The organism is Achromobacter spanius, from assembly GCF_039673305.1.
GTDB lineage: Bacteria > Pseudomonadota > Gammaproteobacteria > Burkholderiales > Burkholderiaceae_B > Achromobacter > Achromobacter spanius_F.
The window spans coordinates 1-22,207 of record NZ_JBDJLJ010000009.1 but is presented as its reverse complement, the minus strand read 5'-3'; the positions used below and the strand labels follow the sequence as shown (position 1 = coordinate 22,207).

General features: G+C 66.2%; 21 protein-coding genes. 6 read left to right on the top strand and 15 right to left on the bottom strand.

Going from position 1 to position 22,207, the window contains the following annotated elements; genetic code table 11:
* Positions 1-61 precede the first annotated feature (61 nt).
* Complete coding sequence (locus ABE485_RS10450; protein ID WP_346515230.1) at positions 62-1,036, bottom strand: D-2-hydroxyacid dehydrogenase; 975 nt, start codon at positions 1,034-1,036, stop codon at positions 62-64.
* Between the two features lie 9 nt (positions 1,037-1,045).
* The gene (locus ABE485_RS10445; protein ID WP_346515229.1) at positions 1,046-1,834 is read right to left on the bottom strand and encodes a class II aldolase/adducin family protein; all 789 of its coding nucleotides are present in this window, start codon (positions 1,832-1,834) and stop codon (positions 1,046-1,048) included.
* A gap of 174 nt (positions 1,835-2,008) precedes the next feature.
* Here ABE485_RS10445 and ABE485_RS10440 point away from each other — a divergent pair, with 174 nt between their 5' ends.
* Entirely contained in the window at positions 2,009-3,013 is a 1,005-nt protein-coding gene (locus ABE485_RS10440) for a LysR family transcriptional regulator (RefSeq protein WP_346515228.1), read from the top strand.
* An 18-nt stretch (positions 3,014-3,031) separates the two neighbouring features.
* Here the strand turns inward: ABE485_RS10440 and ABE485_RS10435 are convergent, their stop codons facing one another.
* The 3 genes from ABE485_RS10435 to ABE485_RS10425 form a co-directional block, all read right to left on the bottom strand.
* On the bottom strand, positions 3,032-4,009 hold the full coding sequence (locus tag ABE485_RS10435) for a Bug family tripartite tricarboxylate transporter substrate binding protein (RefSeq protein WP_346515227.1): 978 nt from the start codon (positions 4,007-4,009) through the stop codon (positions 3,032-3,034).
* A 131-nt stretch (positions 4,010-4,140) separates the two neighbouring features.
* Positions 4,141-5,856: an N-acyl-D-amino-acid deacylase family protein gene (locus ABE485_RS10430; RefSeq protein ID WP_346515226.1), complete on the bottom strand. Its 1,716-nt coding sequence runs from the start codon at positions 5,854-5,856 to the stop codon at positions 4,141-4,143.
* A 68-nt stretch (positions 5,857-5,924) separates the two neighbouring features.
* Positions 5,925-6,935, bottom strand: coding sequence for a Bug family tripartite tricarboxylate transporter substrate binding protein (locus ABE485_RS10425; protein WP_346515225.1), 1,011 nt, complete (start codon positions 6,933-6,935; stop codon positions 5,925-5,927).
* Positions 6,936-7,103: 168 nt separating this feature from the next.
* Here ABE485_RS10425 and ABE485_RS10420 point away from each other — a divergent pair, with 168 nt between their 5' ends.
* A complete protein-coding gene (locus ABE485_RS10420; protein WP_346515224.1) occupies positions 7,104-8,072 on the top strand; it encodes a LysR family transcriptional regulator in 969 nt (322 codons plus the stop codon).
* A gap of 15 nt (positions 8,073-8,087) precedes the next feature.
* Here ABE485_RS10420 and ABE485_RS10415 read toward each other — a convergent pair whose 3' ends face one another.
* On the bottom strand, positions 8,088-9,212 hold the full coding sequence (locus ABE485_RS10415) for an FUSC family protein (RefSeq protein WP_346515223.1): 1,125 nt from the start codon (positions 9,210-9,212) through the stop codon (positions 8,088-8,090).
* Between the two features lie 325 nt (positions 9,213-9,537).
* Between ABE485_RS10415 and ABE485_RS10410 the strand changes: the two genes are divergently transcribed.
* The 3 genes from ABE485_RS10410 (at position 9,538) to ABE485_RS10400 (ending at position 13,939) form a co-directional block, all read left to right on the top strand.
* On the top strand, positions 9,538-10,554 hold the full coding sequence (locus tag ABE485_RS10410) for an amino acid ABC transporter substrate-binding protein (RefSeq protein WP_346515222.1): 1,017 nt from the start codon (positions 9,538-9,540) through the stop codon (positions 10,552-10,554).
* A 120-nt stretch (positions 10,555-10,674) separates the two neighbouring features.
* A complete protein-coding gene (locus ABE485_RS10405; RefSeq protein WP_346515221.1) occupies positions 10,675-12,816 on the top strand; it encodes an ATP-dependent helicase in 2,142 nt (713 codons plus the stop codon).
* A gap of 130 nt (positions 12,817-12,946) precedes the next feature.
* Complete coding sequence (locus ABE485_RS10400) at positions 12,947-13,939, top strand: Bug family tripartite tricarboxylate transporter substrate binding protein (protein ID WP_346515220.1); 993 nt, start codon at positions 12,947-12,949, stop codon at positions 13,937-13,939.
* 69 nt (positions 13,940-14,008) lie between these two features.
* Here ABE485_RS10400 and ABE485_RS10395 read toward each other — a convergent pair whose 3' ends face one another.
* The 9 genes from ABE485_RS10395 to ABE485_RS10355 form a co-directional block, all read right to left on the bottom strand.
* Positions 14,009-14,986, bottom strand: a complete 978-nt coding sequence (locus ABE485_RS10395) for a 2-hydroxyacid dehydrogenase (protein ID WP_346515219.1) — start codon at positions 14,984-14,986, stop codon at positions 14,009-14,011.
* A gap of 18 nt (positions 14,987-15,004) precedes the next feature.
* Positions 15,005-15,214 (bottom strand): hypothetical protein, encoded by a 210-nt coding sequence (locus ABE485_RS10390; RefSeq protein WP_346515218.1) that lies wholly within the window; start codon positions 15,212-15,214, stop codon positions 15,005-15,007.
* Positions 15,215-15,239: 25 nt separating this feature from the next.
* Positions 15,240-15,566, bottom strand: a complete 327-nt coding sequence (locus ABE485_RS10385) for a 2Fe-2S iron-sulfur cluster-binding protein (RefSeq protein WP_346515217.1) — start codon at positions 15,564-15,566, stop codon at positions 15,240-15,242.
* 26 nt (positions 15,567-15,592) lie between these two features.
* Positions 15,593-16,780 (bottom strand): FAD-dependent oxidoreductase, encoded by a 1,188-nt coding sequence (locus ABE485_RS10380; RefSeq protein ID WP_346515216.1) that lies wholly within the window; start codon positions 16,778-16,780, stop codon positions 15,593-15,595.
* A gap of 2 nt (positions 16,781-16,782) precedes the next feature.
* Complete coding sequence (locus tag ABE485_RS10375; protein ID WP_346515215.1) at positions 16,783-17,775, bottom strand: Bug family tripartite tricarboxylate transporter substrate binding protein; 993 nt, start codon at positions 17,773-17,775, stop codon at positions 16,783-16,785.
* Between the two features lie 111 nt (positions 17,776-17,886).
* Positions 17,887-18,456, bottom strand: coding sequence for a 3-phenylpropionate/cinnamic acid dioxygenase subunit beta (locus tag ABE485_RS10370; protein ID WP_346515214.1), 570 nt, complete (start codon positions 18,454-18,456; stop codon positions 17,887-17,889).
* Positions 18,453-19,814, bottom strand: coding sequence for an aromatic ring-hydroxylating dioxygenase subunit alpha (locus tag ABE485_RS10365; RefSeq protein WP_346515213.1), 1,362 nt, complete (start codon positions 19,812-19,814; stop codon positions 18,453-18,455). The genes ABE485_RS10370 and ABE485_RS10365 overlap by 4 nt, the downstream gene beginning before the upstream one ends.
* 37 nt (positions 19,815-19,851) lie before the next feature.
* A complete protein-coding gene (locus ABE485_RS10360) occupies positions 19,852-20,589 on the bottom strand; it encodes a FadR/GntR family transcriptional regulator (protein ID WP_346515212.1) in 738 nt (245 codons plus the stop codon).
* 204 nt (positions 20,590-20,793) lie between these two features.
* Entirely contained in the window at positions 20,794-21,684 is an 891-nt protein-coding gene (locus ABE485_RS10355; RefSeq protein WP_346515211.1) for an HNH endonuclease, read from the bottom strand.
* Positions 21,685-21,868: 184 nt separating this feature from the next.
* Here ABE485_RS10355 and ABE485_RS10350 point away from each other — a divergent pair, with 184 nt between their 5' ends.
* The gene (locus ABE485_RS10350) at positions 21,869-22,150 is read left to right on the top strand and encodes a peptidylprolyl isomerase (protein WP_006385706.1); all 282 of its coding nucleotides are present in this window, start codon (positions 21,869-21,871) and stop codon (positions 22,148-22,150) included.
* Positions 22,151-22,207: the final 57 nt, after the last annotated feature.

The following is a 22,207-nucleotide window of genomic DNA, read 5'->3' as shown; positions in this document are numbered from 1 at the left end:
GGATGAATTCGGGATGCGGTCAATCACGGCCGGGCGCCTGCGCCCGGCCTCAGGGCAGGGACTACTGCCGCCATTCGCGCAGGTAATCCAGGAAGATGCGGTCCACGCGGGCCTCGTTGCCGTCCGAATGGCCGGCCGAATGCGGCGTGACGATGACGTTCGGCAGATCCCACAGCGGCGATCCGCCATCCAGCGGCTCGTGCTCGAAAACATCCAGGTAGGCGCCGGCCAGAGACTTGGCGCGCAGCGCGCCGATCAGGTCCTGCTCGACGACGACTTCGCCGCGCGCCACGTTGACCAGCCGCGCGTGCGGCGCCATGTTCGCCAGCACGCGGGCGTCCACCAGTCCGCGCGTGCGGTCACTGAGGGGGCACGCCAGCACCAGCCAGTCGGCGCGGCAGGCGATCCGCGCCAGATCCTCGAAAGCATGGGTTTCCACGCCGTCCGCGGCAGGCGCGGCCGCGCTGCGCACGGCGATCACGTTCAGGCCCAGCATCTGCAGATAGCCGCCCAGCTGACGGCCGATCGGGCCCCAGCCCACGACCACGGCGGTCTGCCCGGCAAGGTCGCGCGGCAGCAGGCCGCCGATCAGCGGCGTCCATGTGCGCGCGCGCTGCGCCTCGAACATCTTCGGGAACTCGCGCGCCAGCGCCAATATGCCCGCCAGCGCGGTCTGGGCCACCACCTGCCCATTGGCGCCGGACGAGGTCGTCACACGCACCCCGCGTTCTTTCAGTTCGCCGAAGATGGGCCGGTCCGCGCCCGCCGAATGGGCGTGCACCCACGCCAGCCGGGGCGATTTGCGCAGCGAGACATAAAAGGATTCCAGCGGCTCCAGCACCCGGTGCTTGGTCGACAGCCCGGTCACGTCGCGCGAGATGAAGGCCAGGTCGACGTCCGCCGGCTCGCTGCCGTGCGTCTGCGCCGCAATGACGGGTTCGAACGCGCGGCTGCCCAGGGTTTCCGAGACGGCATCGCCGATCCGGTCCAGCGTCTGCGCCGACATCAGGACGCGCAGGGGATGTTGTGTGGTCATGTTGGCGTCCTAGTCGCGGAATGAGGGATCCATGCGGTCCAGCTTGCGCAGCAGCGCCGGCCACTCCATGACGCCGTAGGGGCGCCGGGTGCCCGGCTGGTAGTTGTTCCAGGTTTCCCGCAGCACCGGATCCGCCACGCGCGCCAGCGGCGAGTTCGCCGACATGGCCGCCAGCTGCGAACGGCAGGCCAGCTCCAGGCGATGCATCCAGTTAAAGGCTTCGCCCACGCTGTTGCCCACCGTCAGCGCGCCGTGGTTGCGCAGGATCAGCGCTTCGCCGCGGCCCAGGTCCGCGATCAGCGATTCCTGCTCCGCCACATCCAGCACGACGCCCTGGTAGTCGTGGTAGCCGATCTTCAGGAAGCGCATGGCGGTCTGGGTGATGGGCAGCAGGCCGCATTCCAGCGCGGACACCGCCATCGACGCCCAGCTGTGCGTGTGAATGACGCACGCCACTTCGGGGCGCGCGGCGTGGATCGCGCTGTGGATGACATAGCCGGCCTTGTTGACGCCATAGCCCAGATCGCCGAAGTCGGGCTTGGACAGCACCGTGCCCGCATGGCCCACCTTGATCAGGCTGGACGCGGTGATCTCTTCGTACATCATGCCGTAGGCGTTGATCAGGAACGCGCCGTCTTCGTCCGGCACGCGCGCCGAGATGTGATTGGCCATCATGTCCGACATGCCGTACAGGTTCACCAGCCGGTAGCAGGCGGCCAGGTCCACGCGCGCCTGCCATTCCGCGGCGGAACACCGGTCCCGCATCGACTCGATCTGCAATACGCCCGCACTGCTCATTTCGCTTCGCTCCCTGTTGCACGCAATCGGCGCCGACGCGCGCCGCGCCAGCATGGAAGAAATTCTAGAGCGGGGTTTTCTTCACTACAAATTGTTGATTTTTGCTTATTATTCGGTTTTGCCAATATATCCAGCGTGCCCCGCGGCGCGCCCCCCCGGTTCCGGAGCATGACGATGAAGCGCAACATCACGCTGCGGCATTTCCGCAGCTTCGTGGCGGTGGCCAACACCGGTTCGTTCACCGAGGCCGCGTCGCAGCTTTTCCTGACCCAGTCTTCGCTGACCGCGACGATCCAGCAGTTCGAGGAAGCGGTGGGCGTCAAGCTCTTTGACCGCAGCACGCGCCGCGTGGCGATGACCACCGAGGCGGCCCGCTTCAAGGCCGAGGCCGAACGCATCCTCAGCCAGTTCGACGGCGCGCTGAGCGACCTGGAAGCGCTGTCGCAGGGCCGGCAGGGCCACGTCAGGATCGCGGTGGTGGCGTCGGTCACCAACTACTTCCTGGGCGACGCCATCGCCGCTTTCCGCCAGGCCTATCCCAAGATCACGTTTTCGCTGCACGACGCGGGATCCGAGCTGGTCGAGAAGATGATCGCCAACGGCGACATCGATTTTGCGATTTCCACGTCGCATCATGGCTTTGACGAGCTGGTCTACACGCCGCTGTTCGAGGACCGCTACGGGGTGGTCTGCGCCGTGTCGTACGCCTATGCGCAAGGATCGCGCGCCTTGAAATGGGCCGACCTGGATCCGGCCGAATACGTGGGCTTTACCGAAGACACCGGCATCGGCGCGTTCCTGCGCGCGCATGCCGGCAAGCCCGGTTTCTTCGAACAACAACACGACGAAGTCTCCCGGACGTCGTCGCTGCATGCGGTGCTGCGCGGCGGCGGACGCTATTCCATCCTGCCGGCGCTGGCGGCCAGTTCCATCGCGCCGCCTCCCGCCGGACCGGGCGCCGAACCCGGCCCCTTCGTATTCCGCGAGTTGAGCTCGCCGCGGCTGTCGCGCGAGGTCTGCCTGATCACGCGCCGCCTGCGTTCGCTGTCGGCCAGTTCAGAGCTGTTCCTGCAATACATGCGGGACGTCATCAACGAAAAGCCGGTGCCGGCGGGCGTGAAGGTGCTGGGACGCAGGGACAGGAAGGCGCGCCAGCAAGAGAAAGCGCCGCAGCCATGACGCCGCGGCGCCAAGCCCCTACTGCGCCGCGATCTTCGCTTCCTTCACCAGCTTGCCCCACTTGGCGCGCTCGGCTTCGATGTGCGCCGAGAAGTCCTGGGGCGTGCCGCCGGTGGCCTGCGCGCCCAGTTCGGTGAGTTTCTTGCGCACGCTCTCGTCCGCCAGGATGACATTGAGCTCCTTGTTGAGCCTGTCCACGACCGGCTGCGGCGTACCCGCGGGCGACACCACGCCGGTCCACGACAGCGACTCGTAGCCCTTGAGCCCGGCCTGGTCCAGCGGCGGCACGCCGGGCAGCACGGACAGCGGCCTGGCGCTGGTGACGGCCAGCGCCTTCACCTTGCCGGACTGCGCCAGCGGCACCGCGGACGGCGCATTGTCGAAGATCATGTTGATCTGCCCGCCGACCAGGTCCACCAGCGCCTGGCCGCTGCCCTTGTAGGGCACGTGCATCAGGTCCACGCCCGCCATGTTCTTGAAGAGTTCACCAGACAGGTGGGTGGAGCTGCCCGCCCCCGACGACGCGAACGAATACTTGCCGGGAATGGCCTTGGCCAGCTTGATCAGGTCTGCCACGCTGGACACGGGCAGGTCGTTGTTCACGATCAGCACATTGCTGATGGACGCGGTGTACACCACAGGCCGCAAATCGCGGTCGGCCTTGTAGCCGGGGTTGCTGTACAGGAACTCGTTGATCGCCAGGATGCCCGTGGTGCCGAAAAGCAGCGTCTGGCCGTCCGGCGCGGCCTTGGCCACCATCGCCGCGCCGATGTTGCCGCCGGCGCCCGAGCGGTTTTCCACCACGACGGGTTGCTTCAGCGCGACCGCCAGCCGTTCGGCCAGCAGCCGCCCGATCACGTCGGTCGATCCGCCGGGCGCGAACGGCACGACCAGCGTGACCGGCCCCTTCGGATAAGCCGCGCCATCGGCGTTCGCCGTCGTGGCGAAAGCGCACAGCGCGGCCATGGCCGCGCCGGCCAGTTTCCACTTTCTCATTTTTTTCCCCTTGATTTTGGGTTGCAGGTGATGCAACCCCGCCGATCATAGGGAGTGAAATCCTGAGCAACAAATGAGAAATTCCGGCTGATTATTCGATGCCGCCAATATATTCGGGATTGCCCGGATCCTCAGGCGCGCTGCGTCTTTGCGCCGCGCAGCAGCCTGCCGGGCAGCTCGCCCGTGGCCTCGCCCTGCTCGAAAATGGGTACGCCGTTCACCAGGGTGGCCGCGTAGCCGTCGGCGCGCTGCACCAGCCTGCGCCCGCCTCCCGGCAGGTCGAACACCATCTCCGGACAATGCACTTTCAAGACATCCGGGTCGATGATGTTCACGTCCGCCTTGTAGCCGGGCTGCAGCAGCCCCCTGTCCCGCAAGCCGTACACCATGGCCGTATCGCGCGTCTGCCGCCGCACGATGTGCTCCAGCGGCAGCAAGGGGCCGCGACGCCGGTCGCGCGTCCAGTGGCTGAGCATGAAGGTCGGCATGCTGACGTCGCAGATGTAGCCGCAATGGGCGCCGCCGTCAGACAGGCTGTTGACCGTGTTGGCGTGCTGCATCAGCTGATGCAGGTGGTCCAGGTTTTCGTAGGAATAGTTGAACGACGGGTAGTAGAGAATGGCGCGCCCGTCGTTCTCCAGCATCAGGTCATAGACCAGCTCCAGCGCGGGACGTCCGGTGCGCGCCGCCATCGCCGCCACGCTGTCCTCGGGCAGGGGCTCGTAATCCGGGTCCTGGCCCAGCCGGTAGATCTTGTGGAAGCTGCTGAACAGGGTTTCGGCGCGGCGGTCCAGCAGCCCTCGCTGTTCGCTCATGATTTGCCGGCGCGTCTGCGGATCGCGCAGCCGCGCCAGCTTTTCGGCCAGGGGCAGCGCATGCAAGGTCTGATAAGTGGGGTGCGCGATGAAGGGATGCAGCGAACTCTGCCACGAAAAAAGAATGCCCAGCGGCCGGCCGCTAATCCCGGCCAGCAGCGGCACGCCGTCGTCGCGCGCCTTGTCCAGGGTGCGCACGATCTGCTTCCAGACGTCCGGCGCGCCATCCGTCTGCTGCAGGTTGAACAGCACCGGCAGGCGGTTGTGGCGGGCAAGCTGCTCCAGCCACGGGATTTCGCCTTCCATGGCCGGATGATTGGCCGTCATCTGGAATACGCCATGGCCGACCTCGCCCATGACGGAACCCAGCGCGCTGATCTCTTCGCCGGTGGCGAAGGTGCCCGGCGGATACTTGCGCTCGTCGTACTTGTGCAGAAAGGTGCGCGACGTCGAAAAGCCCACCGCGCCCGCCTGCAGCGCCGCGCGCACCACTTCGCGCATCGCCAGCAGATCGGCGGGCGACGCCTCGTCGTGATGGATGGCGCGGTCGCCCATCACGTAGGCGCGCACCGCGCTGTGCGGGATCTGCGCGCCGATGTCCAGCGCCTTGGGCCGGCGGTCCAGCGCGTCCAGGTACTCGGGAAAGGTCTCCCAGTCCCACTGGATTCCTTCAGACAACACCGAACCCGGGATGTCCTCCACGCCCTCCATCACCTTGATCAGCCATTCGCGCCGGTCCGGCTTGACGGGCGCGAAGCCGACGCCGCAGTTGCCCATGATGGCGGTGGTGACGCCGTGCCACGTCGACGGGCTGAGATACGGGTCCCAGGTCGCCTGGCCGTCGTAGTGGGTGTGGATGTCCACCCAGCCCGGCGTGACCAGCGCACCCCTGGCATCGATCTCTCGCCGCCCCGGCCCGGCCTTGCCGCCCGCCTGCGCGATCCGTCCGCCGTCGATGGCAAGGTCGCCCGCACAGGCGCCAGCGCCCGAGCCGTCCACGATCGTTCCGCCGCGTATCACTACATCATGCATCGCATTCTCCTGAAGGCGCAAAGCCCTGTCCCTGCGTATCCGCTACGCGCGTTCGCCGCGCGCGCCTGTTACTCCAGCACCAATCCGATCCGGCGGATGACATCGCCCCAGCGCGCGCTGTCGCGCTGGACGATGGCCGAGAACTCCTTCGGGCCCGCACCGCTGACCTCGTTGCCCTGCGACACGATGGTCTGCGTGACCTCGGGCGATTGCAGGGCGGCGCGGAAGACCTCGGCCACCCGCTCGGCCAGCGCGGGCGGCATGTCGCCCGGGCCGAAGATGCCCTGCCAGCCCACGATGTTCAGGCCCTCGATGCCCTGCTCTTCCAGCGTGGGCAGTTCCGGCAGCACGCTCAGCCGGCGATCCGTCGCGGGGCCCAGCAGCTTGACCTTGCCCGCGCGGGCATTCTCCACCGCCGTCGCGGTGCCGTCGAAGTACACCTGCACGTCGCCGGCCAGCAGCGCGCGGCTGGCGTCGGCGGTGCCCTTGTAAGGCACGTGCACGATGTCCGTGCCCGTCTTCATCTTCAGGATCTCGCCGTTCAGGTGCGAGGTCGAACCCAGGCTGTACGAGGCGTAGTTCAGCTTGCCCGGATTCGCCTTCGCATAGGCAATCAGTTCCGCCGTGGTGGAGAACGGCGCATTGTTGTTGGCGACCAGCACCGTCGCGGACCGCACCGCCTGCAGCACCGGGGTGAAGTCCTTCACCGGGTCGTACGGCAGCTTCTTGTACAAGTGCGGATTCTGCGTGTGCGTGACGACGATGGTGTACAGCAGCGTGTAGCCGTCCGGCTTGGCGCGCGCGACGTCCTGCGCGCCGATCATGGTGCCGGCGCCGGGCTTGTTGTCGACGATGACGGACGCGCCCGTCTGCTGCGTCACCTTGGCCGCCAGCATGCGCGCCAGCGAATCCGACCCCGACCCCGCGGGGAACGGCACCACCATGCGTATCGGCTTGCCCGCCGCCGGCCAGGCGTCGGGCTGCGGGGAAGGCGCCGCGACGGTCGCCGTACAGGCCAGGATGCTCAGCGCGGCGGCGGCGCGCCAGCCCGCCAGATGGAAAATCGGCATGCGATTCATGTTGTCTCCTCCTGCGAGGTTGGCGTGTCGCGAGCTCGCGCAGCGCTCTGTCGTGGTGTTTTCCCGGATGCCTCGAGCGTTGCGCCCGGCCCCGTGGTCAAGCTGTTTTAGTCTTGCAATTGACCCGAATCAAATGCATATTTGGCGCATTCCCGATGAGAAAAATACATGGGCCTGACGATACGTTCGCTCCAGCACTTTTCCGTCCTTGCCGAAGAGCGGCACTTCTCTCGGGCGGCCCAGCGCTTGCACCTGACGCAGTCGGCGCTGACGCGCAGCATCCAGGCGCTGGAGGAAACGCTGGGCCTGGTATTGGTGGACCGCGCGTCCATCGGCGTGACGCCCACGCAGGCCGGAAAAATGGTGCTCGATCGTTCGCGCCGCATCCTTGGCGACGTCCTCGCCCTTCGGCGCGAGGCCGAACTGATGAGAGGCCACGACACCGGGCGGGTCAATTTCGGCGTGGGCGCCTTTCCCGCCGCCGGATTTTTGTCGCCGCTGCTGGTGCGCCTGGCGCGCGAACACCCCGGCCTGAGCGTGCATGTGGAAATCGAAAGCTGGCAGCGCCTGCTGGACAAGCTGCTGCAGGACAAGCTGGACTTCGCGGTGGCCGTCACCCACAGCCTGCCGCCGCCGGCGGATTTCACCGTGCGCGCGCTGCCGCCGCAGCACGGCGGACTCTTCGTGCGCGCCGGGCATCCGCTGCAATGGGTGCGCAAGCCCAAGCTGCGCGCCGCGCTGGCGCAATACCGCCTGGCCGCCACGGACTTGCCCCAGCGCGCGCGTGAGTACCTGGCAAAGCTGTACCAGGTAGGCGGCCCGGACGAACTGCCCATCGCTTTCGAGTGCGACAGCGTCAGCGCGTTGCGCGATGTGGCCGTGGGCAGCGACGTGGTGCTGTTCTGCACACGCGAGGCCATCGCCGCGGAACTGGAACAGGGCATGCTCGTCCCCTTGCCCCTGTCCTACCCGGCCACCGGCCCGCTGACCTACAGCGTGATCCACCGCGCCCGGCGCAGCCTGTCGCCCACGGCGGAACGCATCATCACGCTGGTGCAGGCCTATCTGGCTGGCGAGGGGCCAGCCCCCGATACCCCGCCTTCCGCCCGGCGCCGCAGCGCCGCAAAACGCAGCTGACGTGCGCCCGGCGGATCAGTTGACGCGCCGGGGCAGCACCGCCCGCATCCACCGCGACAGAAGCGGCCGGATGCGCTGGTTGTGCAGCAATATGGCGCCGAGCACGCCGATGAACGCGCCGATCACGGTATCCAGGAATCGCGCCTCGATCACGTCGATGGGGTAGCCCTGCCCCAGGTGCGGCGCTTCGGCCAGGAAGATCGTCAGCGGCGTGATCAGCACCACCGCGCTGGCGTAGTGGCGCACCACCAGCGTCTCGATCCCGAACGACAGCGCCATCATGACCAGGCTCAGGGTCCAGACATTGAGCGGCAGGCTGAGCAGCGCCCACGCCACGCACAGGCCCACCGTGGTGCCCAGGATGCGATGCAGCTGCCGGCTCCAGGCCGCCCGCAGGCTGGCCCCCTGGATGATCGCCAGGCAGCTGACCGGCACCCAATACGGCCGCTGCAGTTGCAGCAGTTCCGCCACCAGCAGGGATATCCCCACGAAGAGGCCGATGATCACGGAGTCGTAGACGACGAAATCGAACGTGGGCTTGGGCAATTCAACGGCAGGCGGTGGCGGCGCCACGCGCGTCATGTGCAGGCAATACGCAAAGGCCACCAGGCACGCGACCAGGCAGCCCAGCGCCACCATGCTCACGCGCAGCGGCACGTCTTCGATCGTGCCGGGCGTGTACGCCGCGATCGCCGTGGCCATGATGAAGAAGAGGCTCCCCGGCGGCCCCAGCCGGTAGCAGCGGCAGACCATGTTCACGACCATCGCGATCAGGGTCAGCGCCGCGATGGTCGCGGTGGGCCAGAACTGGGTCAGCGCCCCCAGCGCGTAGCACGCCACCATGCCGAAGGACGCGGCCAGCAGCATCATCATGCGGATCTGCAGCGAGGCATTGGGCAGGCTCAGGAACACCATGCCGCCCAGGCTGGACATCAGCCCGTAGTCCATGCGCCCGAAATACGCGCCCACCATCAGCGGCAGGCCGGACGAAAGCGCCGCGGCCAGCGGCATTTCCCAGGGCCGGTCGCTGGTGTTGACCCGGGTCAGCTCGGTCCATGTGCCGCGCAGCTGGTTTTTGACAAAGTCGTAGGAACGGCGCGGCTTGCCGTCCGGTTCCGGGGAGTCGTCACTGCTTTTCATGGGGAGGCCTGAATGGCGGTCCTGTGCTGGCCGGGCTCTGTCGCGCGAGAGGCGGTTGTTGCCGCAAGCGGTTCGCCGGGGCCATGGCGTTCATCGGGGAAGCGCCCAGTATGGGCGATCGGTCCGGAGACGGCAAACCGGCTGGCTGTCCTACTTTTCTTGCCTGCGTCGCCACGGCCGGGCGCAAGCCGGTAGCCTCGTCAAATTCCGCCCCCCGGATTTAACGGGAATTCCCTGATTCTCCCCCCAACACCCCCTGGCTACCATTCGCCGCACTTCAGCCTTCGGCTGAGCGATAACAGGCGCAAATTCGCGCGGAGACACCATGAAAGCACTGAAACTGGCTGCGGCCGGAACGGCCTTGTTCATTTCCTCCTTGAACGCCCATGCCGGCGCGACCTTCGAGGCGGTCAAGAGCAAGGGCTTCGTCCATTGCGGCGTATCCACGGGCGTTGCCGGCTTTTCGGTGAACGACAGCAAGGGCGGCTGGATCGGCCTGGACGTGGACCTGTGCCGCGGGCTGGCCATCGCCCTGTTCGGCGATGCCTCCAAGGCCAAGATCCAGGCCATCAGCGCCGTCCAGCGCTTCACCGCCCTGCAGTCCGGCGAAGTCGACGTGCTGACCCGCAACACCACCCTGACGCTGACGCGCGACACCACGCTGGGCCTGATCGGCGTGGGCGTGAACTACTACGACAGCCAGGGCATCATGGTGAACAAGTCCCTGGGCGTGAAGAGCGCCAAGGAACTCGAGGGCGCCACCGTCTGCGTGCAGCCCGGCACCACTACCGAACTGAACCTGGCCGACTGGTTCCGTTCGCAGAACGTCACATTCAAGCCGGTCGTGGTCGAGCGCCTGGACGAAATCATCCGCGCCTTCGCCGTGGGCCGCTGCGACGCCTTCACCGGCGACAAATCCCAGCTCGCCGCGGCGCGCAGCAACCTGGAAAATCCGGAAAAGTACGACATCCTGCCCGAGAACTTCTCCAAGGAACCGCTGGGCCCCATGGTGCGCCAGGGCGACGAGCAGTGGTTCAACCTGGTCCGCTGGACCATGTTCGCCATGCTGGAAGCCGAGGAATACGGCGTCACGTCCAAGAACGTGGACGAAATGCTCAAAAGCACCAACCCCAACATCCAGCGCCTGCTGGGCGTGACGCCCGGCATGGGCAAGAACCTGGGCGTGGACGACAAGTGGGCCTACAACATCATCAAGCACATCGGGAACTACGGTGAAAGCTTCGAAAGGAACCTGGGCCCGAACAGCCCGCTGAAGCTGGAACGCGGCCTGAACGCGTCGTACCGGAACGGCGGCCTGATGTACGGCTGGCCGGTAAGGTAAGGGCCCGGGCGGCCGCGGCGCTGGATTTCGGCCCCTGCCCGCCTGGGCAGGGCCGCCGTCCGCTTACACTGAAGGCGCCGCTGGACCCAGCGGCCTTCGCTGTCCGCCTGTTGCCCGCCCATGACCACACCTTCCGTTTCCGCCCAGTTCACCCCGGCGGGATTCGTCCCCACTGAAGAACAACGCAAGATCCAGACCTCGCGGAACCGTACCACCCTGGTCATCGCCAATGCCGGCGCCGCCAAGACCACCACCCTGGCCCTGCGCATCGGCGAAGCCCTGACCCGGGGCCTGCCCCCCGAAGAGATCCTGGCGCTGACGTTCACCGACGAAGCGCGGCAAGTCCTGCAAACCCGCCTGCAGGACGTGGGCATCGCCTACGCCACCGCGCGGCGCGTCAACGTCCAGACCATGGAAGGCTTCGCGCAGCGCGTCCTGGCGAACCTCGAAGACGGCAAGCCGGAAATCCTGCACTCAAGGCGCGAACAGCAGGACCTGGCCCTGGCGGCGCTGGAAAGCGTGGCGCTCAGCAACCCGCAGTACGCGGATTCGCTCGACATCCGCACCCACAACACGGCCGTCAGCCAGTTCCTGGACAACCTGCTGCGGCTGAAAGCCACGATGGCGGTCTCCGCCGATGGCAGCGACGATCCCGAATACGCGGCAGCCAGCGCGGGCGTTCCCCTGACCGACTACCTGTGGGCCGTCGAATACGAACGGCAGCGCGTCGACGTGTTCGGCCAGGTGGCCGCCCGCGGATTCTTCGATGCCAGCTACGACCTGGCCAGCCGGCTGTCGGCGGACCCGGATGCGCGCCACCAGCTGCCGCACTTCAAGCTGGTGGTGTGCGACGAAATGCACGACGTCAACGAGGCGTCGTTCCGCATCCTGGAGGCGCTGTTGGGCGTCGACGTCAGCTGGTTCGTCGGTGTCGGGGACAAGGACCAGGTCATCTATTCCCACCTGGGCGCGGACGAGTCCTTCCTGCAGCACCGCGTCGCCGCCAGTTTCCCGGATTGCGCCAGGCTTGCCCTGACGATGACGTACCGCCACGGGCCGCACCTGGCGTACGCCATGGAAGCCTTCAAGAACAAGCCCGTCGACTCCAACCTTCCGCTGCGCACGGATATCCGCGAATCGGCCTATGCGGCGGCTCCGGGCGCGTGCGGAGCCGAAGTCCTCAAGGCCGTGCAGCAATGGAAGCAGGACAAACGGCCCCTGGACGGGTGCTGCATCCTGCTGCGCGACGCCCACCAATCCATAGAAATCGAAAACGCGCTGATGAACGCGGGCGTGCAATACCGCACGCTGACGATGCACAGTTACCTGCTGCGCGAAGAGATCCTGTTCCTGCGGGGCATGATCGCCATCGCGCTCGACGATTTCCACCACGTCGCGGCCCCCGCCACGCGCGAAGCGATTGTCGGAGCCCTGGCCACGTTTGCGCAGGTGCCCCTGTCGCCGCAGGATCTGCGCGAAGCCCAGGCCACGCTGTCGAAGGAACCGTCGGCGCTGAAGCATTTCTTCGACGGGCAGATCCAGCGCGTGGGCAACGTTGCCGCACGCACCCGCATCGCCGATGCCGTGTCGCACCTGCGCGGCCTGTCCGCCGACGCGCCCGCCCACGGCGCGCTGGAGGAAGTCTGCCGCATCATGGACATGGAGAACCTGGCCCGACGGCTGTATATCCATCCCTACGACGCGTCGGTGGTGACCAAGTCCGTACAGGGATTCATCGCGACGGCGAGCGAGTCCGGAAAGACCCTGCGCGAGTTCTCCGAATGGATCGGCGCCGCGGAAGCCTTCGCCGGCGCGCGCCCGGGCAAGAACACGGTTTTGATCGACTGCATCGCGAACGTCAAGGGCAAGGAATTCGCGCACGTCGTCCTGCCGTTCATGGACGCCGGCGAATTCCCCAATCCGCTTCGGGAACTCGAAGAAGAAAGAAACCTGTTCTACGTCGCCGCGACCCGCACAAAATCGCGGCTGAGCCTGATTGCCCCTGAAGCGTCCGCGCAGCGCAGCCCGTTCCTGGCGCAAATGCAGCTGGACAGCATCCAGGCGCGGGCCGACAACACCTTGCGCCGCAATCTGGCCGTGCCCGCGAAGGCCCTGGGCCATCGCGACCTGAAGGTCGCATACGCAAACCGGGACGTGGTGAAGAAGATGGGAGCGCAATGGGATCGGACCCGGAAGGTCTGGTACGTGCCGGCCCATCTGGACCCCGAACCGTTCAGGGAGTGGTTCGCGGACCTTCCCTAGGGTTAGCCGCAATTTGCGTGTCTGCGCGTGCCCCGTACCGTACGAGAAATATGTTTATCGTACAAAGTCCGGATCACATTTTTGGAGCAGCACGTGAAGCAGTAGGTCTATAACCCAAGGGGAAGTCGTCATGAAACGTCGCAGTGCGTTGAAGCTGATGGGGGCCGCCGCCGGCCTGAGCCTGACCGGCGCAAGCTGGGCACAGAGCGGGCCTTATCCATCCCGAGTCATCAAGATCATCGTCTCGTCCACACCAGGAAGCGCCACCGATCTTGCGGGGAGGCTGGTCGGGGACCTGCTCTTCGCCAAGTACGGCCAGAGCGTGGTGATCGAGAACCGCGCCGGCGCCGGCGGCGTCATCGGCATGCAGGCGGCCGCCGCCGCCAAGCCTGACGGCTACACCCTGACCACAGGCGGCCTGGGCCATAACGTGCTGCCACCCGCCACCCTGCGCGGGCTGCCCATCGACATTCCCACCGCCCTGCTGCCCATCGCCCAGGTGGCCGAATTCGTCAACGCGCTGGTGGTGCGCGTGGACCACCCCGCCAACACGGTGCCGGAACTGATCGAATATCTGCGCGCCAGCAAGCGCAAGCCGCTGTACGGCAGCAACGGCGTCGGCAGCTCATCGCAGATGACGGCGGAGCTCTTCGCCATGCGCACCGGCCTGAAGTTCGACCACGTGCCCTACAAGGGCGCCAGCGAAGCCTTGGTGGGCACGGCGAACGGCGACCTGGACGTCTGTTTCATGAACCTGCCGCCCACGCTGGCCATGGTCGACGGCAAGCGCCTGAAGGCGTTGGCGGTCACCAGCGCCTATCGGGCCCGGCAATTGCCCAATGTGCCGACGATGCAGGAACAGGGCATGGCGGACTTCGACGTCACCAGCTGGCTGGGCATGTACGCGCCCGCCCAGGTCGATCCCGCGATCATCGCGCAGCTGTCGGACGTCATCGTCACCGGATTGGCGACGCCCGAGTTCCAGGCCCGCATCATCGGCGCGGGATTCGAGCCCAAGCTGCGCAACGCGGCGCAGTTCCAGGCGTTTTCCGCCGCGGAGCTCAAGCGCTGGCGCGAAGTCGCGCAGCAGGCCGGCATCGTCGTGGACTACGGCGGCAAGTAGCGCACGCAAGCGCCGACAGTCCGGGGCCGCCCCGATTGGGCGGCCCCGGCCTTGTTCGCGCAACACGCATCAGGCGCGCGCCTGCCAGACCTCCGGATTGACCATGGCCTGCGGCTTCTGGCCGCCCAGCGCATCCATCAGGTTCGCCACCGCCAGGTCGATCATGGCGCGCCGCGTTTCGTGGGTGGCGCTGCCCACGTGGGCCTGCAGCACCACGTTGGGCAGCGCGCACAGCGGGCTGTCGGCCGGCAGCGGCTCCTGTTCCATCACGTCCAGCCCCGCGCCCGCGATCGTGCCGTCGCGCAGCGCCTGGACCAGCGCGGCCTCGTCGATGACCGCGCCGCGCGCCGTGTTGATCAGGTAGGCGCTCGGCTTCATCAGCTCCAGTTCGCGCTTGCCGATGGAATGGCGCGTCTCTGCAGACAGCGGGATATGCACGCTCAGCACGTCCGACGTCTTGAAGAGCGCGTCGCGGTCGACAAAGGTTGCCAGCCCTTCGGCCTGCGGATCCTGGCGGCGGTTGTGATAGACCACCTTCATATCGAAGGCTTGCGCCGCCCGCGCCACCACCCGGCCGATCCGGCCCATGCCCAGCAATCCCAGCGTCTTGCCGCGGATGTCGCGCGTCAGCGGAAAAGCGCCCTTGGTCCAGGCGCCGCTGCGCACGAAGGCGTCGCCCGCCACCAGGTTGCGCGCCAGGCACAGCATCAGGCCGATAGTGACGTCGGCCACCGCGCCATCCAGCACGCCGGGCGTATTGCAGATCAGCACCTTGCGCCGCGTGGCGGCCGCCAGGTCGACGTTGTCGAAGCCCACCGCGAAGTTCGAGCTGACCTTTAGCGCCGGCAAGGCGTCCAGCAACGCCTGGTCGACCTTGGTGCGCACGGTGCAGACCATGCCTTCGATCTGCGCGCGCTGATCGGCCGGCAGCACCTCGGCGGGATTCTGCCCGGTGGGCACTTCGATGATCTCGCAGCACTGCGCAAGGCGTTCGCGCAGGTCGGCCGGCACGGGCGCGGAGACGATGACTTTGGGCTTTTGATTCATTGAGGGCTCCAGAAAAGGTCAGGGTTCGATTGCTTCGACGTCGGTGGCGAAGACCTGCTGCTCGCCGGCGTCGACCAGCGCGGGTTCGGTCGGATGGTCCAGGTAACGGACGATCAGCCAGAAGCCGTCTTGCGGGTTCTCGATGATCTCGGCGAGCGCGCCGCCGGCCATGCGCACGCGCACGCCGGGCTGCAGATCGACGAGATTGATGGATTTGTTGTCGGCCATGGCGGTGGGCTCCAAAAGGCCGCGGCTACAGTTCGAGCTGCGTGGACGGCACGCGCACGCGGATGCCGTCCAGCTCGGGGTTCATGATCACCTGGCAGGACAGGCGGCTGGTGGCGCAGCGTTCGGGCACCACTTCAAGCAGCGCCTCTTCCGCCATGCCGGGCGGTTCCAGTCGCGCGTACCAATCGGCGGCCACCTGCACATGACAGGTGCCGCAGATGGCGCCGCCGCCGCATTCGGCGACGATGCCGTCCAGGCCGTCGCGCCGCGCCGCCTCCATCAGCGACCAGTCGTCGGGAACGTCCAGCGCCTGTTCGGCGCCGTCCGGCAATTCAAAGATGGCAGAGGGCATATCGTCTCCCTGGTGTATGTCCACACTTATGCGGCTGTTTCGGGCGAGCCGATGCGCGGCACGCCCTTGATGAATTCCACGGGGCTGTCGACGGCTTCGATCGCCGCCAGCCGGCCCTGCTGATAGCGTTCCACCAGCCAGCCCTTGGCGGTGGGCAGCAACACGTCGCGGCACGGCTCGGCCGGATTGACCAAGCCCGCCATCTGCAGGCGCCGGCCCTGCTGTTCGGACCAGAAGGTCGGCGGGCGCGGGGCGGGCGGGCTCTTGCCGGCGATGGCGGCCGCCGCCGTGCGCGCCTGCGCCAGCGCGTTCTGCACGCTTTCGATGCGGGCATAGCGCTGCAGTTCGCCGCGAAAGGCACTGGCGCAATCGCCGATGGCGTACACATCGGGCGCCGACGTCCGGCAGCACTCGTCCACCACCACGCCGTCCAGGCAGATCAGGCCGGCCGCTTCGGCCAGGGCGGTTTCGGCGACCGCGCCGATCGACACCAGCACCAGATCCGCATCCAGCGCACCGCCATCGGCCAGGTGGGCGCGCCAGCCCGTTGGGATGTGCTCCCAGCGCGCCACCGCCGCGCCGTGGCGGATCTCGATGCCGGCCTCGCGGTGCAGGTCGCCGATGCGGGTGGCCGTCGGCTCGGACACCTTGCCGGCCATCACGTTGCCGCCCTGCTCCAGCACCAGCACCTCGGCGCCCAGCTTGCGCGCCGAACAGGCCGCCTCCAGCCCCAGGTATCCCGCGCCCACCACCAGCAGCCGGATTCCCGGCCGCAGCGCCTCGCGCAGCCGGTGCGCATCGTCCAGGCCGCGCACGGAATACACCTGCTCGCCCGCCACGTCGGCAATACTCCGCGCACTCGCACCAGTCGCCAGCACACAGTGCTCATACGCCACAACCTTTCCGGACTGCGTGCGCAGCGTGTGCGCCGCGGTATCGATACTGGCGACCGGATCGCCCGCCATCATCACCACGCGCGACTTCTCGTAGGCGCTGTCGGCGCGCAATGCGATGCGCTCGGCGCTCGTCGTCCCCGTCAGCAGCGCCTTGGACAGGGGCGGACGCTCGTAGGGCGGGTGCGACTCCGCCGCGAACAGCGCCACGTCGCCTTCGACGCCGGCCGCGCGCAGCGCCCACGCGCACTCCACCCCGGCATGTCCCGCGCCGATGATGGCCGTGTGGACCCGCTGCGGATCGGATGGCATTTCCGTCATGGTCAGGCTCCGAATTTCAGGGAAATGCTGGCCTTCGTGGCGACCTGCTTCCAGCGCGCCAGTTCGGCCCGGTTCAATTCCGCGAACGCCGCGGCCCCGGTGGGCCTGGGCTCGAAGCCGGCGGCGGAGAGCGTCTCGGCCGACTGCGGCAGCGCCATGCCTTCCTGCAGGGCCGCGCTGAGCTTCTGCACGATGTCCGGCGGCAGTCCGGCGGGGCCGTACAGCCCCAGCCAGCTCGTCACGTCGAAATCGGCCACGCCCTGCTCCGCCATCGTCGGCACGTCGGGAAGCTGTTTGCTGCGATAGCTGCTGGTGACCGCAATGGCGCGGATCGAGCCCTTGCGGATCAGTCCCATGACCGGCGGCAGATTGCTGAAACTGAAATCCAGGTTGCCGTTGACCACGTCCACCAGCATCTCGCCGCTGCCCTTGTACGGCACATGCAGCAGATTGGTGCCAGTGTGCTGGGCAAAGAACGCGGTGGTCAGATGCACCGACGAACCAATGCCATTGGAGCCGTAGTTCAGCCCGTCCTTGCTGCGCTTGCGCGCCGTGGCGATAAGGTCGTCGACGCTGCGTATCGGCGAATCGGCGCGCACGATCAGCACGTTGATGAATTCGGCCATCTGTCCGATCGGCGTGAAGGCGCGCGAGGTGTCCAGCGGCAGCCCGGTCACCGTGGCCATCGGCAGCACCATCCCGCCCAGGCCATTGAGCAGCAGCGTGTAGCCGTCCGCCGGCGCCGTCGCCACCTGCTGGCTGCCGATCATGCCGTTCGCCCCGGGGCGGTTCTCCACCACCACCGGCTGGCCAAACTTGCGGCTCAGGATCTCGCCCGCCAGGCGCCCCGCCACGTCGGTCACGCCGCCCGGCGGATAAGGCACGATGAGGCGTATCGGCTTGCTCGGAAAGGCCCCGTCAGCGGCCCGCGAGATCCCCGTGGCAGCCAGCGCGGCGCCGCCGGCGATGGCTTTCAATACAGTACGTCTATGCATGCTGCGACTCCAGGTATGGGCGAGCCTCGCCCTTCCGGCGGACAGGCCCCGAGTGGAAAGAAAACCATCGAATGAATGCCGGCAATGCGGCCGGCGCGGCTGTGATCGGCGCTAGAAGAAGATCGTCAGCGCCTTCGAAAGGAGAACGTTCTGGTCCAGGTGGATCTCCCGCTGCAGGATCGTCCAGCGTCCGTCGCGCCTGCGCAGGACGTCCTCGCGCTTGCCCACGAAGAGGTTGACCTCGGCCTGCAGCCGGTTCTGATAGATCAGGAAGCGCGACCGCACCCGCACCAGATCGCCGCCGCCCTCATCAGGCGTCACGTCCAGCACGCGGATGTTGGTCACCAGATGGGACACGCGCGAGGCCGGCTCTTCGGCCCAATGAATCCCGGTCTTGATCTGCGCCACCCGCTGGCGAAGGGTGTCGATGCCTTCATCGAACCAGGCCGCGTCCTGCTTGCCGGAGTACTCCTGCGCCATCGCGTCGCGGCGCACGTTGCGCGTGAGCGGCATGCGGTAGGCGATGTCTTCGTCCAGCAGGCCCAGCCACGCGTCGAAGTCGCGATGGTCCAGCAGATCGGCCTCCAGGTGCAGGAAGCGCTGCGCTTCCCACCAGAGCAGCATGTCGTCCACGCTGTCGTCCTGCGCCACCGGCGCGTCGTTGTCGATGGTCGCGTTCATGCCGCCTTCTCCTCGATGCGCACCGCACGCGCCATCAGTTCGTCCCACGACAGGCCGTTCATGAACTGCGCCCAGCGCCGGTAATAGGCGCGCGCGTTCTCTTCCGTGTATTCCCCGTTGACCGCACAGCCCGGAATCTCCGGCACCGGCTGCACATGCCCCACGCCCATCTGGTAATTGAAGTAGAGCTCGCGCGACATGGCGCCCATGCTCGCCTCGGTGGCGCCGGTCCAGTTTTCCATGTCGTCCGATTCCGTCATGCCGCCCGGCCCCGAATAGCGCAGGAAATAGTGGCGCGCCGCTTCCTTGACGGCCTCGGGCGCGTCCTTGTCCACCAGGTACATGCGCCACATTTCCATCTCGGTCGCGCTGATGGGATGGAACACCGCCAGCGTGCGCGGCTGGCGTCCATGGAACGACATGTTCGGAAAAATCGTGCCCACGCTGGTCTGCACCCGCATGGCAGATCCCAGCGTGCGTTCGCGCTTTTCGTGGATCTGGCGGTAGTACGCTTCCACTTCGGGATAGCGCCCGTATTGCGGCACGTACGGGCCTTCCTCATAGAACGGCAGGCGTCCCAGCAGCCCGTGCCCCAGGTCCGGGAAGCAGATGGCGGACCGGCTGACGGACGCATCGCGCCGCCCCTTGCCCCCGCCCGGCCCGATGCCCACGATGTCCACGGAACGGTGGCTGATGTCGTGGTACAGGTCGCCGATGAAGTTTTCGGGCGCGAACTTCCAATTGCACTTGATGCGCCACTTCTGCACCCCGCCGATCACCTCGGAGCCGCCCGGGCTGCCGTCGCGATGGTCCAGCGCCGCGTCCAGGTACAGGCGCATGTTGCCCAGGTAGTCCTCGAACGGCGGCGCGTCCGCGTCCCAGGTCGCGAACACCGCGCCCTTGTAATTGACCACCTTGGCCACCGTCTTCAGGCCCCACTGCTTCTTGTCCAGCTCGCCCTTGTAGTGCGTCGCATGGCCGGGCACGCCGACCAGCTCGCCGGGCCGCTCCACCAGCTTGCCGTCGGTGGAAAAGCTCCAGCCATGGTATGGACAGGTGAAGGTCCGGTTGTTGCCGTGGTCATAGCGGCACAGCTTCATGCCGCGGTGCGCACAGCTGTTGAGCATGACCTGGATCTGCCCCTGCCGGTCGCGCGTCAGGATCACGGACTCCGTGCCCATGCGCGACACGAAATAGTCGTCGGGCTTGGGCACCAGGCTCTCGTGGCCCACGAACAGCCATGCGCGCGAGAACACCTGCTTCAGTTCCTGCTGGAAGATCTCGTCGTCCACGAAGATAGACCGGCTGACCAGCCCTTCGTCGGCGCGCACCAACTCATCGATCGTCTTATGACCCATCACCACTTCCCCTTGGAGGATGCCCTTGATTGGGCGCCTACGGTCTTTCCGCCGTGGCCGCCGCTGTACGCAGACGTGCTTCCGTGTTGTCGACGTGCGTGCGCGCATGCTGCCGCGCCAGTTCCACGTCGCCTTTCTCGATGGCGGCGAACAGCGCCTCGTGCTCTTTCTGCGCCTGCGCGCCGCGCCCCGCGATCTTGGCCGACCGCGAGCGCGACACGCGCAGGTTCTTCTTGAGCAGCACCGCCAGGAAATCGAAGAAATTCAGATAGTGTTCATTGCGCGTCGCGCGCGCGACGCATCGATGGAATTCCATGTCGGCATCCACGCCCACCGCCACATCGCCGGACGCGATCGCATCGGCCATCTTGCGCAGGGCGAGCCGCATGGCCGCCAGGTCTTCGTCATTGCGGCGCGCAGCCGCCAAGGGCGCGGCCTCGATCTCGAAGCCCCGGCGCAGTTCCACGATGCGCAGCACCTGGTCCGCATCGCCGATGTCCGCGGCCTGCATGCGCAACACCGACGGCCGCGCCGTCTGCATGACGGTCAGGCCGCGTCCTTGCTTGCTTTGTACGATGCCATCGCCCTTCAGGCGGGAAACCGCTTCGCGCAGCACCGTGCGCGAAACGCCAAGCCGGGTCGCAATGGTCTGCTCAGGGGGCAGGACCTCGCCGACTTGATAGTCGCCGCTGGTGATCTCATCCAGCAGCATCTCGGTGACCCGGTCAGTCAGATTGGGCTCTGACGAAAACGGCGCGACCGATTCTCTTTTCAACAGTACTCGGGAAGCTGAATCAGGCATAGGAAGTCTCGTCCGAAAACGTGCATCTCATTGCCAGCCCGCGTTGCCTCGGCTGTGGACGCGCCCTGGGTGGGGCGCGTTGAAAATACGATAATCGTATAAGGATGGGAGGGGGTATTAGGGGAAGTGCGGATGTGGAGTCATGCTGAGCTCTCCCTGCAATTCAGTACTCGCCCTCTATGACGCAGACCTTCGAAAGATCCTATCCCGATGAAAATCCAGATAGTCAGAAGTCTGGCTTGAGAACGCGCCGACGTTCAAACTGGTCGTCAGCCCCCACGCATTTATCACCGGTTCCACTTCAGGTACAACCAACAGATCCCCGTCATCCCCAAACGAAATCCACCCTTGGTCGAACAGACGATCCACATGCGGCGCCAGCATTAACCCGTTGTGCCCATCCAATCGCTCTGAATTCGAGCTATCCCGCCAAGGCTTGATATGACTGGCGATCAGGAAGTTCGGATCTGAAACTCCTGTAAGGCGGCAGCGGGGCTCCAATCGCAAGACCTCCCGTCGATACGACCCTTGCCCCAAGCGTGCTTGATACAACCGCACCTTTTCGGTAGCCGGAATATCCTGGGCGTTGACCTCGGCATCAACGGCCAGATCGACGATCAACGCCTCATTCACGCCCACATTGCGAATCAACCAATCACCAAACTCCCGACTGATTGAAGTCAGATAAGCCATTTGTGCATTGCCATTGGGCAGTAACGGCGCATTCTTCGAGGCCAAGAAGGGATTGATGGTTTCGACGAAGGGCCTTAGCGAGAAGGGCAGCGGCAACATCTCCCACTGCACTCCAACCTCCCATCCCAAAGTGCTCCAACCGTTCTCCACATAACCCGGCTTCGGTGGCGAATCAAAGGCACTCGTCAGCGCAACGCCCACGGCCCGAACGTGCTGTTTGGCGTAGGAGATGATCATGTCGCCAGGAAGAACTTTGGCGACGTTGAGCCACGGAGTCCTCTGCACGTCCCCCGGATGAACCTGCGGACACCAGATATATCCGCCTCCTAGCTCGGCCTTGTAGGACTTGCTGTGATTCACCCACCAGAAATTCATCCTTCGCTCCTTGTTATCTTTTGTAATAGTAGCGAAGTATCTGGAGCAACTTGAAAGTCCGAGCAAGAACTGGAAGCCTATTGCCCCCAGTGCCAACGCAATCCCCGTTTATGATGGCAAGGTAGTGAGTCCGCCCAAATGCGTTACTCTCCCCTCCCCAAATCAGTCTGCAAGGAGCCTCCACATGGCACAAGCCTCCGCCCGTCACATCCTCGTTTCCACCGAAGCGAAGGCCAATGAACTGAAGACCGCCATCGAAAACGGCGCCGACTTCGCCCAGCTGGCCAAGGAAAACTCCAGCTGCCCGTCGAGCCGCGACGGTGGCAATCTGGGCACGTTCGGACCTGGCCAGATGGTCAAGGAATTCGACACCGTCGTATTCAGCGCCCCGGTTGGCGAAGTCCAGGGCCCGGTGAAGACCCAGTTCGGCTATCACCTGGTTGAAGTGACCAGCCGCAAGGACTAAGTCCCGCTGCCGCATGCAAGAAGGCCGCCGCCAGGGTTAACAAGCGGGGGGCGTCTT